Source organism: Massilia sp. YIM B02763 (assembly GCF_030412015.1).
GTDB lineage: Bacteria > Pseudomonadota > Gammaproteobacteria > Burkholderiales > Burkholderiaceae_D > Telluria.
In genome coordinates, this window is sequence record NZ_JASNRD010000032.1 from 1 (window position 1) to 13,024 (window position 13,024).

14 protein-coding genes and 1 riboswitch are annotated in these 13,024 nt (G+C 68.3%); of the genes, 8 read left to right on the forward strand and 6 right to left on the reverse strand.

What is annotated here, in order from left to right:
- Positions 1-49: 49 nt before the first annotated feature.
- From thiE to thiC, 5 genes are read right to left on the reverse strand one after another with little or no spacing between them, the layout of a single operon-like run.
- On the reverse strand, positions 50-655 hold the full coding sequence (thiE, locus tag QPK32_RS24605) for a thiamine phosphate synthase (protein ID WP_290415422.1): 606 nt from the start codon (positions 653-655) through the stop codon (positions 50-52).
- Positions 656-668: 13 nt separating this feature from the next.
- The gene (locus QPK32_RS24610; protein WP_290415457.1) at positions 669-1,442 is read right to left on the reverse strand and encodes a hydroxymethylpyrimidine/phosphomethylpyrimidine kinase; all 774 of its coding nucleotides are present in this window, start codon (positions 1,440-1,442) and stop codon (positions 669-671) included.
- Positions 1,442-2,236: a thiazole synthase gene (locus QPK32_RS24615; protein WP_290415423.1), complete on the reverse strand. Its 795-nt coding sequence runs from the start codon at positions 2,234-2,236 to the stop codon at positions 1,442-1,444. Before QPK32_RS24615 ends, QPK32_RS24610 begins: the two co-directional genes overlap by 1 nt.
- Positions 2,237-2,264: 28 nt before the next feature.
- Positions 2,265-2,468, reverse strand: a complete 204-nt coding sequence (gene thiS, locus QPK32_RS24620; RefSeq protein ID WP_290415424.1) for a sulfur carrier protein ThiS — start codon at positions 2,466-2,468, stop codon at positions 2,265-2,267.
- A gap of 2 nt (positions 2,469-2,470) precedes the next feature.
- Positions 2,471-4,399, reverse strand: a complete 1,929-nt coding sequence (gene thiC / locus QPK32_RS24625) for a phosphomethylpyrimidine synthase ThiC (protein ID WP_290415425.1) — start codon at positions 4,397-4,399, stop codon at positions 2,471-2,473.
- A 79-nt stretch (positions 4,400-4,478) separates the two neighbouring features.
- A riboswitch (TPP riboswitch) is annotated at positions 4,479-4,579 on the reverse strand.
- A gap of 122 nt (positions 4,580-4,701) precedes the next feature.
- On the opposite strand from thiC, the gene QPK32_RS24630 reads away from it, so the two are divergent.
- The 3 genes from QPK32_RS24630 (at position 4,702) to QPK32_RS24640 (ending at position 7,359) form a co-directional block, all read left to right on the forward strand.
- The gene (locus QPK32_RS24630; protein ID WP_290415426.1) at positions 4,702-5,547 is read left to right on the forward strand and encodes an MOSC domain-containing protein; all 846 of its coding nucleotides are present in this window, start codon (positions 4,702-4,704) and stop codon (positions 5,545-5,547) included.
- Positions 5,548-5,559: 12 nt separating this feature from the next.
- Positions 5,560-6,147: an esterase gene (locus QPK32_RS24635; RefSeq protein ID WP_290415427.1), complete on the forward strand. Its 588-nt coding sequence runs from the start codon at positions 5,560-5,562 to the stop codon at positions 6,145-6,147.
- Positions 6,148-6,240: 93 nt separating this feature from the next.
- Entirely contained in the window at positions 6,241-7,359 is a 1,119-nt protein-coding gene (locus QPK32_RS24640; RefSeq protein WP_290415428.1) for a diguanylate cyclase, read from the forward strand.
- Here QPK32_RS24640 and QPK32_RS24645 read toward each other — a convergent pair whose 3' ends face one another.
- Entirely contained in the window at positions 7,360-9,342 is a 1,983-nt protein-coding gene (locus tag QPK32_RS24645; RefSeq protein ID WP_290415429.1) for a monovalent cation:proton antiporter family protein, read from the reverse strand.
- An 88-nt stretch (positions 9,343-9,430) separates the two neighbouring features.
- On the opposite strand from QPK32_RS24645, the gene QPK32_RS24650 reads away from it, so the two are divergent.
- From QPK32_RS24650 to lptB, 5 genes are read left to right on the forward strand one after another with little or no spacing between them, the layout of a single operon-like run.
- Complete coding sequence (locus QPK32_RS24650) at positions 9,431-10,453, forward strand: SIS domain-containing protein (protein ID WP_374046783.1); 1,023 nt, start codon at positions 9,431-9,433, stop codon at positions 10,451-10,453.
- Entirely contained in the window at positions 10,453-10,986 is a 534-nt protein-coding gene (locus tag QPK32_RS24655; RefSeq protein WP_290415431.1) for an HAD family hydrolase, read from the forward strand. The genes QPK32_RS24650 and QPK32_RS24655 overlap by 1 nt, the downstream gene beginning before the upstream one ends.
- Positions 10,987-11,010: 24 nt before the next feature.
- A complete protein-coding gene (gene lptC, locus QPK32_RS24660; RefSeq protein ID WP_290415432.1) occupies positions 11,011-11,613 on the forward strand; it encodes an LPS export ABC transporter periplasmic protein LptC in 603 nt (200 codons plus the stop codon).
- Positions 11,614-11,636: 23 nt separating this feature from the next.
- The gene (lptA, locus tag QPK32_RS24665; RefSeq protein ID WP_290415433.1) at positions 11,637-12,212 is read left to right on the forward strand and encodes a lipopolysaccharide transport periplasmic protein LptA; all 576 of its coding nucleotides are present in this window, start codon (positions 11,637-11,639) and stop codon (positions 12,210-12,212) included.
- A complete protein-coding gene (gene lptB / locus QPK32_RS24670) occupies positions 12,212-13,024 on the forward strand; it encodes an LPS export ABC transporter ATP-binding protein (RefSeq protein WP_290415434.1) in 813 nt (270 codons plus the stop codon). The genes lptA and lptB overlap by 1 nt, the downstream gene beginning before the upstream one ends.

Below are 13,024 nucleotides of genomic sequence, written 5' to 3' on the forward strand. Positions count from 1 at the left end.
TTATTATCCCGGACAGCAGTGCGCCTGCGCGGGGACGACGTCTTTGCTGTCAAAACAACGCCGCGAACTCCCGCGCCGCCCCGTCCGGACCCTCCGTCCGGTACACGCTGCTGATCGCCGCCACCATGTCGGCGCCGTATGCCACGAGCGGCCGCGCATGCTCCACCGTCATCCCGCCGATCACCACCACCGGCACCCGCAACCGCGCCTTCGCCAGCTCGACGATCGAGGGCGGCGTCGTCACCGCATACTGCTTCACCACCGACGGATAAAAGCCGCCGAACGCGACATAGCTCGCGCCGGCGTCCTGCGCCGCTTCGGCCAGCGTCAATTCCCCGTAGCAGGATGCGCCGACGATCTTCTCCGGCCCGAGCGCCGCGCGCACGGCCCGCACGGGCGCATCGGTGCCGCCGACGTGCACGCCGTCGGCATCGATCTCCATGGCCAGCGCCACGTGGTCGTTGACGATGAACGGCCGGCCGTGGCCGCGGCACAGCCGGAGCAGGGCGGACGCCTGTTCGCGCCGCAGCGCCGGCGGCGCCGTCTTGTTGCGGTACTGGACCAGCGCGGCGCCGCCGTCCAGCGCGCGTGCCGTCGCGTCGAGCAGGCGCTCGGTGTCGGTCCAATCGGGTGTCACTAGGTAGAGGCCTCTCATGGGATGTCCTTGTTCATGGGTGGATGCGGCGCGGGATGCGCTGGCCCGGCGCGATCGCATAGGAATCGGCCAGGGACTGGTTGCAGTAGCGCTGGCCGCTTTCCAGCGCCTGCGCGATGGCATCGCCCAGCGCCAGGCGGGCGGCGATGCTGGAGGCCAGCGTGCAGCCGCTGCCGTGGAATTCGCCGGGCAGGCGCGGCCAGCGCCATTCGCGCGTGCCGGCGCCGCTGGTCCAGCGGTTGACGACTTCGCTGCCGTCGCCATGCCCGCCCGTCACCAGCACGTGCGGGCAGCGCTGCAGGCGTTCTCCCAGCGCCGCCGCTTCCGGCAGGTTGGGCACCAGCACGGTGGCCACGTCGAGCAGGGGTTCCAGCGCCTGCAGGGCGTCGCCGCGCGCCAGCGCGTCGCCATGGCCGCTGGCCAGCACGGGGTCGAGCACCACCGGCAGCTCCGGGCGCGTCTCGCGCAGGTGGCGCACGACGTCGGCGATGGCCTCGGCATTCGCCAGGTTGCCCGGGATGCCGATCTTGACGGCGGCGATCGCCATGCTGCCCGCCAGCAGGCCGGCCTGGCGTGTCAGCAGCACGTCGCTCACGGGCTCCATGCCGCGCACCCGGTTGTTGTCCTGTACCGTCAGCGCCGTGACGATGGGCAGCGCATGCGCGCCCTGGGCGGCGATCGCCTCGATGTCAGCCGCGATGCCGGCGCCGCCGGACGGGTCGAGTCCGGCGAACACGAGCACGCTGGGGCGGACCGGCGAACGCAGTCCATCCGGCAGGACCGCCATCACACGCGGCCCGCCATCGGCGAGGAGGGAGAAGCGGCGAAGCGGCGCGCCATGCGGCCGGCAAGATACGCTTCGCGTCCGCCCTCGACGGCCAGGCGCATCGCGCGGGCCATGCGCACGGGATCCTGCGCCAGCGCGATGGCGCTGTTCATCAGCACGCCGTCGCAGCCCAGTTCCATGGCGATGGCCGCATCGGACGCCGTGCCCACGCCGGCGTCGACCAGCACGGGTACGCGGGCCTGTTCGACGATCAAGGACAGGTTCCACGGATTCAGGATGCCCATGCCGGAGCCGATCAGCGAGGCGAGGGGCATGACGGCCACGCAGCCGATGTCTTCCAGCATGCGCGCCTGGATCGGGTCGTCGCTGCAATAGACCATCACGTCGAAGCCGTCGCGCACCAGTTCCTCGGCGGCGCGCAGCGTTTCCGGCATGTTGGGGAACAGCGTCTTCTCGTCGCCCAGCACTTCCAGCTTGACGAGCTTGTGCCCGTTCAGCAGCTCGCGCGCCAGCTGCAGCGTGTAGACGGCATCCTTGGCCGTGTAGCAGCCGGCCGTGTTGGGCAGGATGGTGTAGCGGCTGGGCGGGACCGCATCGAGCAGGTTCGGCTCGCCGGCGTGCTGGCCGATGTTCACGCGGCGGATCGCCACCGTGATGATCTCGGCGCCGGCCGCCTCGGTCGCTTCGCGGGTCTGCTCCAGGTCGCGGTACTTGCCGCTGCCGACCAGCAGGCGCGAATGGTAGGTCTTGCCGGCGATGGTGAGCGGGCGGTCTTCGTGCAATGTGTTCGTCATCGTGTGCTCCGTATTCATGGGAAGGGTCTCAGCCGCCGCCGATCGCGCGCACCACGTCGACCTTGTCGGCGCGCTGCAGGACGGTGTCGGGCCAGCACTGGCGCGGCACCACGCGGCGGTTGACGGCCAGCGCCAGCGCCTGGCCGGCGAGCTCCAGCCGGTCGACCAGGTCGACCAGGCTGGCGCCATCCGGCAGCAGATAGGGTGCGCCGTTCAGTTCGATCTCGAGCATGGTCATTCCGCCACGCTGAAGTCCTTGCTGTACAACTCGCCCCCCTTGCGCATGAACTCGACGGCCTTCACCTTCATGCCGTGGGCCGGCGCGTCCTGGGCGGCGATGCCCTGGCCGGCCGCGTAGTCGCGTACTTCCTGGGTGATCTTCATCGAGCAGAAGTGCGGGCCGCACATGGAGCAGAAATGCGCGACCTTGGCCGAATCCTTGGGCAGCGTCTCGTCGTGGAAGGAGCGCGCCTTGTCCGGATCGAGGCCGAGGTTGAACTGGTCTTCCCAGCGGAATTCGAAGCGCGCCTTCGACAGCGCGTTGTCGCGGATCTGCGCGCCCGGGTGGCCCTTGGCCAGGTCGGCCGCGTGCGCCGCGATCTTATAGGTGATGATGCCGTCCTTGACGTCGTCCTTGTCGGGCAGGCCCAGGTGCTCCTTGGGCGTCACGTAGCACAGCATCGCGGTGCCGTACCAGCCGATGTTGGCGGCGCCGATGCCGGAGGTGATGTGGTCGTAGCCGGGCGCGATGTCGGTGGTGAGGGGGCCCAGCGTGTAGAACGGCGCCTCGTGGCACTGCTCCAGCTGCAGGTCCATGTTTTCCTTGATCAGCTGCAGCGGCACGTGGCCCGGGCCTTCGATCATCGTCTGCACGTCGTGCTTCCAGGCGATCCGGGTCAGTTCGCCGAGGGTCTTCAGCTCGGCCAGCTGGGCTTCGTCGTTGGCGTCGTAGATCGAGCCGGGGCGCAGGCCGTCGCCGAGGCTGAAGGCGACGTCGTAGGCCTGCATGATCGCGCAGATCTCCTCGAAGTGCGTGTACAGGAAGGATTCCTTGTGGTGGGCCAGGCACCACTTGGCCATGATCGAGCCGCCGCGCGAGACGATACCCGTCAGGCGGTTGGCCGTCATCGGCACGAAGGGCAGGCGCACGCCCGCGTGGATGGTGAAGTAGTCGACGCCTTGCTCGGCCTGTTCGATGAGCGTGTCGCGGTAGATCTCCCAGGTTAGCTCCTCGGCCTTGCCATGCACCTTTTCCAGCGCCTGGTACAGGGGCACGGTGCCGATCGGCACGGGGCTGTTACGGATGATCCATTCGCGCGTCTCGTGGATGTGTTTTCCGGTCGACAAGTCCATCACCGTGTCGCCGCCCCAGCGCGTGGCCCAGGTCATCTTTTCCACTTCCTCGCCGATCGACGACGTGACGGCCGAGTTGCCGATGTTCGCATTGATCTTCACGAGGAAGTTGCGGCCGATGATCATCGGCTCCGATTCCGGGTGGTTGACGTTGGCGGGCAGGATGGCGCGGCCGCGGGCGATCTCGTCGCGCACGAATTCCGGCGTGATCTCGCGCGGGATGCTGGCGCCGAAGGACTGGCCGGCATGCTGGCGGCCGATCAGCGCGGCCATGCGCTTGCCCGTCGGGCCGGCGGCGGCGAGGTTCGCGAGGTATTCCTGGCGCCGCAGGTTTTCGCGGATGGCCACGAATTCCATCTCGGGCGTGACGATCCCCTGGCGCGCGTAGTGCATCTGGGTGACATTCCGCCCGGCCAGCGCGCGGCGCGGCTTGCGCTTCAGGTCGAAGCGCAGCTCGGCCAGCTTCGGGTCGTGCAGGCGTTCGATGCCGTAGGCGGACGTGGGACCGGGCAGCTCCTCGGTATCGCCCCGTTCGGCGATCCAGCCGGCGCGCAGGGGCGCCAGGCCGGAACGGATGTCGATGCGCGCGTCCGGATCGGTGTACGGACCGGACGTGTCGTACACCCACACGGGCGGGTTCGGCTCGGCGCCGAAGGAGGCGGGCGTGTCGGACTGGTGGATCTCGCGCATCGGTACGCGGATGTCGGGCCGGCTGCCGGACACGTAGACCTTGCGGGAATTGGGTAGCGGGGCCACGGCCGCGGCATCGACCGTGGCGCTGGCGGAGAGGAATTTCGGATCGGCGTTCAACGTGCACTCCTTTTGTCACTGTGGATCGGCGATCCAGCGTAAGGAGTGCGGAGTACGTATGGACGAACGGCATGTGTCCACACGGTCTCTGTAGCTTCCCTTCGCTGGCATTATCCAGATCAGGTTCGGAGGGTATTTCTCACCCGCGCCCGTGAAAGCGCAGGACCCCTAGCGTTGTGCCGGCTCCCTTTGCGGGAGTCGACGGCGGCGAGTGTACGCCGGTTTTATGGGGATGGCAACACGTAGGCATCGGCCGGTTTTGGTGCGATACTATCCCGCTCCGCCTTACCACCGCTCCGAGCATGGCCATCCTGACCCAGCTGTTCATCTACCCGATCAAATCCTGCGCAGGCTTGTCCGTGCCGTCCGCCACGCTGCTCGAATCCGGCCTGCAGGCCCAGGGCGTGCACGACCGCGAATGGATGCTGGTCAGCGAGCAGGGCCAGTTCCTGACCCAGCGCGAGCACCCGTGCATGGCGCTGATCCAGCCCCGTCCCGACGGCGACCTGCTGCGGGTGAGCGCGCCCGGCATGTCCGACTTCTGCCTGCCGCTGGCGCACGATCCGGATGCCAGCCCGCGCACGGTGAAGATCTGGGACGACCTGGTCGATGCCGCCGACTGCGGAGACTCCGCCGCCAACTGGTTCACCCAGGCCGTCGGCGCCGCCTGCCGGCTGGTGCGCTTCCGCCGCGACGTCGTGCGTCCGACCAGCGTCAAGTGGACCGAGGGCGTGCCGTCGCAGACCCGCTTCGCCGACGGCTATCCGCTGCTGCTGATCGGCCAGTCCTCGCTGGACGACTTGAATGCCCGCCTGGCCGCGGCCGGCCGCGCCGCGCTGCCGATGGACCGCTTCCGTCCCAACCTGGTGGTCGGCGGCCTGCCGGCCTTCGAGGAGGATTACCTGGCCGAGCTGGCGTTCGAGACGGCCACGGTCCGCCCCGTGAAGCCGTGCGCGCGCTGCCCGATCCCGTCCATCGACCAGCAGACCGGCATCGCCGGACCGGACCCGCTCGACATCCTGCAGACCTACCGCGCCAATCCGCGCATGGAAGGGGCCGTCTGCCTGGGCATGAATTGCATCGTGGCGCATGGCGCCGGCAGCGAGCTGTTTGCCGGGCAGGAGCTGGAAGCCGAACTGGCGTTCTGACGTGGCGTTCCGATGACGTTGTTGATCCTGCTGCACGGCGTCGGCGGCCAGCCTGCCGACATGGCGCCGCTGGGCGAACGCATCGCCGCCGCCGCCCCTGGCGTGCGCATCGAAGCGCCGCCGGCGGCCTTGTCCTACGACCTGGGCCCGCGCGGCCACCAGTGGTTTTCCGTCGACGGCATCACCGAGGACGACCGCCCTGGCCGGATCCGCGCCGCGCTGCCGGCCTTCGTCGACACGGTGCACGCGCTGCAGCGCCGCCATGGCGCGGGACCAGGGGACACCGTGCTGGCCGGCTTCTCGCAGGGGGCGATCATGGCGCTGGCCGCCTGCGCCGACGGCTGGCTGGCACGCCACGTGGTCGCCATCGCCGGCCGCTTCGCGCCGCTGCCGCAGCGCTGGGATGCGCGCACGGCCGTCAGCCTCGTGCACGGCAGGATGGACGGCGTCATGCCGGCGGAGCACAGCCGGCGCGCGTACGAACGCCTGGCCGCGCTGGGCGCGCCGGTGGCGTTGCACCTGGTGCCGCGCGCCGTGCACATGCTGTCGCCGCCCATCCTGGACGCGGCGGAGCATGCCTGGAGCACGCCGCCGACCTGAGTTCTGGCATTCCGACAACGCTTCACGTGTTTTTCGTTTGCATTTGGGCGCAGTTGGCGTAATGTAGGAATATTCCTATACGGAGGTCGACCGATGTACGAGCGCGGCGCCAGTGTGCGCGAACTGATAGCCGAAAACGACGCCTTGCGGCGCCAGCTCGCGAGCCTGCTCGACCAGGCCGAGAGCAACCACGCCATCATGATGCGGCACCAGGCCTTCGATCTCGAGATCGTGGGGGCCGGCAGCTTCCAGGAGCTGGTCGCCACCATCTTCCGGCTGTTGCCCGCGATCTCCGACCTGGATGCCGTCACGCTGGCGCTGGTCGACGCCGACGCCGACATCCATACGGTGATGCAGAAGCTGGGCGTGGATTTCGACGCCCTGTCCGGCCTGATCTTCCACGACAGCGCCGCCACGCTGGGCCACGACGCGCCGCCCGGCCAGGCCCTCAAGCCGCGCCTGTCGCCCTACGATCCGGCCGTCCACCGTCACGCCTTCCCGCATCCGCCGGCGGGACTGGCCAGCGTCGCGCTGGTGCCGCTACTGCGCAACAAGCGCCTGATCGGCAGCCTGAACCTGGGCAGCCGCGACCCGGCGCGCTTCACGCCGCTGCTGGGCACGGACTTCGTCGAGCACATGGGCTCGATCATCGCGATTTGCCTGGAAAACACGATCAGCAACGAGATGCTGAAGTACATCGGCCTGACCGATTCGCTCACGGGCGTCTACAACCGCCGCTACATGGACCGGCGCCTGGTAGAAGAGATTGCCCGCGCGCGGCGCCAGTCCTACCGCCTCTCCTGCATGTACATCGACATCGACCACTTCAAGCAGGTCAACGACGCCCACGGGCACCAGGCCGGCGACGACGTGCTGCGCGAGGTGGCGGCGCGCATCAAGGCCGAGCTGCGCATCTCGGACGCGCTGGGGCGTTTCGGCGGCGACGAATTCGTGGTGCTCCTGATCGATGCGGACGTGGGCAGCGCCAGCATGGTGGCCCAGCGCATCCGGGCCAGCGTGGCCAACGCGCCGTTCTCGCTGCCGGACGGCGAGTGGCTGTCGGTATCGGTGTCGATCGGCGTGGCGACGCTCGACGATTTCCAGCGCGACCACGCGATCGAGGGCGTGGCGCAGCACCTCGTCGCGCAGGCCGACCAGGCCTTGTATCAAGCAAAAGAGAACGGCCGCAACCAGATCGTCGCGGCGCCGTGATCAGGTCCGGACCAGGCGCCCCTCGGCGCGGCTGACGGCGTCCCCGGTGCCGCGCAACACCACCACGTCGCCCGCCCGCAACTCGACCTGCGCATCCGGCTCGATCCGGTCCTCTCCGCGCCGCACCGCCGTGACCTCGGCGCCGAACGCGTCCAGTTCCAGCTCCATCAGCCGGCGTCCGACCGCGTCGGCGTCGTCCTTCAGCGTCACCGAGTGCAGGTGCACGCCGGCGTCCTCGGCGTCGTCGGCGTCGCTGGCGCCGTGGAAGAAGCCGCGCAGCGAGGCATAGCGCTCGTCGCGCGCCGCCTGCACGCGGTGCACGACGCGGCGCAGCGGCACGCCCATCGCCACCAGCGCATGCGAGGCCAGCATCAGGCTCGATTCCAGCGCTTCCGGCACCACCTCGGTGGCGCCGGCCTGTTTCAATACATCGAGTTCCCTGTCGTCGTGGGCGCGCACGATCACGGGCAGTTCCGGCGCCAGTTCGTGCACCAGGTGCAGCACCTTGACCGCCAGGCGGGTGTCGGCGAAGGTGATGACGAGGGCGCTGGCGCGGTTGATGCCGGCCGCGATGAGCGCCTCCCTGCGGGTGCAGTCGCCGTAGGAGACGTCGACGCCGGCGCTGCGCGCTTCCTGTACGCGTTCCGGGTCCAGGTCGAGCGCGTACCAGGCCAGCTTTTCTTCGGACAGCAGCGTCGCCAGGCTCTGGCCGCTGCGTCCGAAGCCGGCGATGATCACGTGCTTCTGCGCCTTCATCGTGCGGCTGGCGAGCTGGGTCAGCTGCAGCGACTGCAGCATCCATTCGTTGGACGCGATCTTCATGACGATCTTGTCCATGTTGGCGATGACGAAGGGCGCGGCCAGCATCGACAACACCATCGACGCCAGCACCAGTTGGATCACGAACGGGTCGATCAGCTTTGACCCGGACGCGAGGTTCAGGAGCACGAAGCCGAATTCGCCGGCCTGCGCGAGCCCGAAGCCGGTGCGCAGCGCCACGCCGTCCGACGAACCGAAGGCCTTGGCCAGCGCGGCGATCAGCGCGAACTTCAGGACCACCGGCACCACCAGCAGCAACAGGACGATCCACCAGTTGGCCAGCACCAGCTGCACGTTCAGCAGCATGCCGATGGTGATGAAGAACAGGCCGAGCAGCACGTCGCGGAACGGCTTGATGTCTTCTTCCACCTGGTGCTTGTACTGGGTCTCGGAGATCAGCATGCCGGCGACGAAGGCGCCCAGCGCCATCGACAGGCCGGCGTGCTCGGTGATCCAGGCGGCGCCCAGCGTCACCAGCAGGAGGTTCAGCATGAACAGTTCCTGCGAGCGCCGCTTGACCACGACCGTGAACCACTGGCGCATCAGCTTCTGGCCGAAGAACAGCAGCAGCGCCAGCACGGCGGCGGCCTTGACGCCGGCCCAGGCCAGCGTCATCGCCAGCTCCTCGGCCGGCTTGGCCAGCGAGGGAATCAGGATCAGCAGCGGCACCACGGCCAGGTCCTGGAACAGCAGGATGCCGATGATGCGGCGTCCATGCTCGCTTTCCAGCTCCAGGCGCTCGGTCAGCATCTTGGAGACGATGGCGGTGGAGGACATCGCCAGCGCGCCGCCCAGCGCCAGCGCGGCCTGCCAGCCGATCCGGAAGGCCGGCGGGAGCATCGACGCGAAGAAGGAGACGGCCACGGTGGCGAGGACGGTCAGCGCCACCTGGGCCAGGCCCAGTCCGAACACGATGCGGCGCATCGCCTTCAACTGGGCCAGCGAGAATTCCAGGCCGATGGAGAACATCAGGAACACCACGCCGAATTCGGCCAGCGCGTGGGTGGTGGGGCCGTTGTCGGCCAGGTTCAGGGCATTCGGGCCGATCAGCACGCCCACCGCCAGGTAGCCCAGCATGGGCGGCAGGTGCAGCATCCGGAACGCCACGACGCCGAGGACGGCGCTGCCCAGCAGGAGCAGAGTAAGTTCCAGCCCTGATGTCATTGGGTCGTCAAAGGCCGGGAGCCTGTCAAGTAGTGTTTTGTTACGTCTGGCAAGTTTCTTGCTTTCCCAATTCGGCTATACTTTGTCTATGAGTGTAACCGATGAAAAAATAATGCTGACAAGTTTTAACGAGACCCAGGCCCAGCGCGCGTTGGCACTGGCCCGCGAGGCCCTGGATATCGAGACCGAAGCGCTGCGCAAGCTGTCCGCGCGCCTGGGCGACGACGACAGCGTCGCGCGCGCGGTGGCGCTGATGATGGCGTGCAAGGGCCGGGTAGTCGTCTCGGGCATCGGCAAGTCGGGCCACATCGGCCGCAAGATCGCCGCGACGCTGGCTTCCACGGGCACGCCGGCGCTGTTCCTGCATCCCGCCGAAGCGGCGCACGGCGACCTCGGCATGGTTACTCCGGGCGATGTCCTCATCGCCATTTCGTATTCCGGCGAGAGCAGCGAACTGGCCGTCGTGATCCCGGCCGTCAAGCGCATGGGCGTGCCCGTGATCGCCATGACCGGCAAGCCGGCATCGCGCCTGGCGCAAGCGTCCGACGTGCACCTGGACGTCTCGGTCGACAAGGAAGCCTGCCCGCTGAACCTGGCCCCGACCGCCAGCACCACCGCCACGCTGGCCCTGGGCGACGCCCTGGCCGTGGCGCTGCTGGAGCTGCGCGGCTTCAAGTCGGAAGATTTCGCCCTGTCGCACCCGGGCGGCGCCCTGGGCCGCCGCCTGCTGACCCGCGTGAGCGACGTGATGCGCAGCGGCGACGCGGTGCCGAAGGTGGCGCCGGACACGCTGCTGGTCGACGCGCTGCTGGAAATCTCGCAGAAGGGCATGGGCATGACGGCCGTCGTCGATGCGGAGAATCGCCCGGTCGGCGTGTTCACGGACGGCGACCTGCGCCGCCTGATCGCCAAGGTCCAGGACTTTTCCGCGCTCGTCATCCGTGACGTCATGCACGCGAACCCGCGCCGCATCCATCCGGAACAGCTGGCCGTCGACGCCGTCGCCGTGATGGAGGAATTCCGCATCAACCAGATGCTGGTGACGGACGCCGACGGCAAGCTGGTCGGCGCCCTGCACATCCACGACCTGACCCGCGCCAAGGTGATCTGATGGTGACTCCGCTGGCACACATCGAGCGCGCCAGGCGCGTGAAGGTCATGATCTTCGACGTCGACGGCGTGCTCACCGACGGCAGCCTGACTTATGGCGCCGACGGCGAGGTCACGAAGACCTTCTTCGTGCTGGACGGCCTCGGCATCCAGCTCCTGAACCGCACCGGCGTGCAGACGGCGATCATCAGCGCGCGCAATTCTCCCATCGTGGTCAGGCGCGCGGCGGACCTGGGCATCACCCACGTGTTCCAGGGCCAGCACGACAAGCGCATCGCCTTCGCCGAGCTGCTGGCCAAGACCGGAGTGACGGCCGAGGAATGCGGCTACATCGGCGACGACGTGATCGACGTGCCGCTGCTCACCCGCGTGGGCTTTGCCGTCACCGTGCCGAGCGGCCATCCGGAAGTGCAGCACCGCGCCCACTATGTCACGAAGAACCCGGGCGGCCGCGGCGCCGTGCGCGAGGTTTGCGACATGGTGATGCGCGCCCAGGGCACCTACGAACAGGCGCTCGCGCCGTATTTCGCGTAACGGACGAGGACGGACCGGACATCCATGGCACCCGCAACCTACAAACGGACCGCGCACCGCTGGCGCCTGCTGGCGCTGATGCTGACCGCGGTGTTCTTCGCCTTCGGCAGCTTCTGGCTGGTGCAGGTGATGCAGGGCCAGGGCGACGATCCCACCCGCGTCAACGTGGGCGACGACCCGGACTACATCATCGACAACTTCAGCTTCGTGCGCATGTCGGTGGACGGCAAGCCGCGCTACGTGATCTCGGGCGAACGCCTGACGCACCGGCCGTCGAACAACACCTCCGAGATCGAGAACCCGGTCGTGCACAGCCTGGCGGCCGAGAAGCCGCCGATGACGATCACGGCCGACCACGCGCTCGTGAACCAGAACCAGAACCAGATCGACCTGACCGGCAACGTCGACATCCGGCGTCCGGGCAGCGGCACCGGCCAGCCGCTGCACATCCAGACCACGGCGATGACGTTCCTGCCGGACGAGGAGATCGCGAAGACCGACAAGCCGGTCAAGATGACGATCGGCGGAGCGACGATCGATTCGATCGGCGCGACGGTCAACAACGCGACCCAGCAGGCCCAGTTCGGCCGCGGTCATGCCACGTATCCGCCGCGCCAGCCGCGCTGAGGCCCATTCACCTGAGGACAACCATGAAAAAACTATTCGCCGCCGCCATCTTCCTGCTGGTGCCGCTGGCCGCCTCGGCCGAGAAGGCGGATGCGCTCAAGCCGATCAACATCCAGTTCGACAAGTCGGACGTCGACCAGGTCACGCAGAACTACATCGCCACCGGCAACGTCGTCATCACGCGCGGCACGATGGTGCTGAAGTCGGACCGCGCCGAAGTCAAGGAAGCGCCGGATGGCTACCGCACCTTCATCCTGATCGCCGCGCCGGGCAAGCTCGCCACCTTCCGCCAGAAGCGCGACGGCGGCCCCGACCTGTGGGCCGAAGGCCAGGCCCAGCGCATCGAATACGACGAGCGCGCCGACCTGGTGAAGCTGTTCTCCAAGGCCGTGATCAAGCAGCTCGAAGGCCAGAAGATCACGCAGGAGATGGACAGCGAATTCATTTCCTACGACAGCCGCAAGGAAGTGCTGGTGGGCCGCAACGACCCCGCCGGCGCCGACGTGCAGGGCAAGGGCCGCGGCAGCATCACGCTGGCGCCGCGCCGTGCCCAGGCCGCCGCACCGGCTGCCGGCGCTTCGGCCGCGGAGAAGAAGTGATGGAAGCACGCGCAGAAAACGTGACCGTCGCGGGCAGCGCCGCGGGCAATGCCTGCACCGGCACCGGCGCCGGCGGCAGCACCCTCGTCGTCAAGGGCCTGCAGAAGAGCTACGGCAAGCGCCTCGTCGTGCGCGACGTGTCGCTGCAGGTCGCCTGCGGCGAAGTGGTCGGCCTGCTGGGTCCCAACGGCGCCGGCAAGACGACCTCGTTCTACATGATCGTGGGCCTGGTGCCGTCCGATGCCGGCACCATCGACATCAATGGCGACGACGTCTCGAGCCTGCCGATCCACCGCCGCGCGCTGCTGGGCCTGTCCTACCTGCCGCAGGAAGCCTCGGTGTTCCGCAAGCTGACGGTCGAGGAAAACATCCGCGCCGTGCTGGAACTGCAGCGCGAGGACGGCAAGCCGCTGAGCAAGCAGCGCATCGCCGAGCGCCTCGACGAGCTGCTGAGCGAGCTGCAGATCGAGAAGCTGCGCGAGAGCCCGGCGCTGTCGCTGTCCGGCGGCGAGCGCCGCCGCGTGGAGATCGCGCGCGCGCTGGCGACCAACCCGCGCTTCGTGCTGCTGGACGAGCCGTTCGCCGGCGTCGACCCGATCGCCGTGATCGAGATCCAGCGCATCGTGCGCTTCCTGAAGGAACGCGGGATCGGCGTGCTGATCACCGACCACAACGTGCGCGAGACGCTGGGCATCTGCGACCGCGCCTACATCATCAACCAGGGCGCGGTGCTCGCATCCGGCCGCCCCGACGACATCATCGCCAACGAATCCGTACGCCGCGTCTATCTGGGTGAACACTTCCGAATGTAG